Source organism: Mycobacterium sp. SMC-4, from assembly GCF_050205565.1.
In the GTDB taxonomy this organism is placed as follows: domain Bacteria; phylum Actinomycetota; class Actinomycetes; order Mycobacteriales; family Mycobacteriaceae; genus Mycobacterium.
Genome location: NZ_JBNMQU010000026.1, coordinates 1 through 1262 on the forward strand (window position 1 = coordinate 1; position 1262 = coordinate 1262).

A 1262-nucleotide genomic window follows, 5' to 3' on the forward strand; every position below is an offset into this window, starting at 1 on the left:
CTGGATTCCGATCAGCTCTCCGGTGCCACGGTGCGGATCGCGAACGGCGCCAAGACCGGCGATGTGTTGGGCTTCGACGCCATCGAGGGCAATCCGATCACCGCGTCGTGGGATGCGGAGACGATGACATTGACCTTGAGTGGTGTTGCGACTATCGCTCAGTACGAAGCGGCACTCAAGGCAGTCACCTTCACCACCACCGAAGGCGGCCTGCCCCGTGGGCTCACGATCTCGGTGACTGATGAGGCCGAGGTTGGGTCGTTGGTGCCGGGTGCGGCGTTGGTGACGGTGATTGGCCTACCGCCGGCGGTCGTCACGGTCGGTGCGCCGCTGTTCAAGCTGGGTGGATCGCCGGTGCGGGTGATCACCTCGGCGTCGATCACCGATCTGGATTCCGATCAGCTGTCCGGCGCGACGGTGCGCATCAGCACGGGCGCCAAGACCGGTGATGCGTTGAGTTATTCGCAGCTGGACGGGAATCCAATCACCGCGTCGTGGGATGCCAACACCATGACATTGACCCTTTCTGGCGTCGCGACTATCGCCCAGTACGAAGCGGCGTTGAATGCCATCACGTTCAGCACGACTGAGGGTGGCCTGCCCCGTGCGCTCACGATCTCGGTGACTGATGAGGCCGAGGTCGCCTCCATCGTCCCGGGTGCTGCGTTGGTGACCGTGATCGGCCTGCCGCCGACAGTGGTGACAATTGGTGCGCCGTTGTTCCGGTTGGGTGGTTCTCCGGTGCGGGTGATCACCTCAGCCTCGATCACCGATCTGGATTCTGATCAGCTGTCGGGTGCCACGGTGCGAATCGCGACGGGTGCCAAGACCGGTGATGTGTTGAGTTATTCGCAGCTGGACGGGAATCCAATCACCGCGTCTTGGGATGCCAACACGATGACATTGACCTTGAGTGGTGTTGCGACTATCGCCCAGTATGAGGCTGCGTTAAAGGCGGTCACGTTCAGCACGACTGAGGGTGGCCTGCCGCGTGGGCTCACCGTCTCGGTGACTGATGAGGCCGAGGTCGCCTCACTGGTGCCGGGTGCTGCGTTGGTGACGGTGATCGGACTACCGCCGGCGGTGGTGACTATTGGTGCGCCGTTGTTCCGGTTGGGTGGTTCCCCGGTGCGGGTGATCACCTCGGCCTCGATCACCGATCTGGATTCTGATCAGCTCTCCGGTGCCACGGTGCGCATCAGCACGGGCGCCAAGACCGGTGACGTTCTTGGTTTTACCGCGATCGAGGGCAATCCGATCAC

At 62.7% G+C, this 1262-nt stretch carries 1 pseudogene; it reads left to right on the top strand.

What is annotated here, in order from left to right:
- Positions 1–1262 (top strand): annotated as a pseudogene (locus ACQI46_RS25585) (hypothetical protein); the annotation flags it as partial.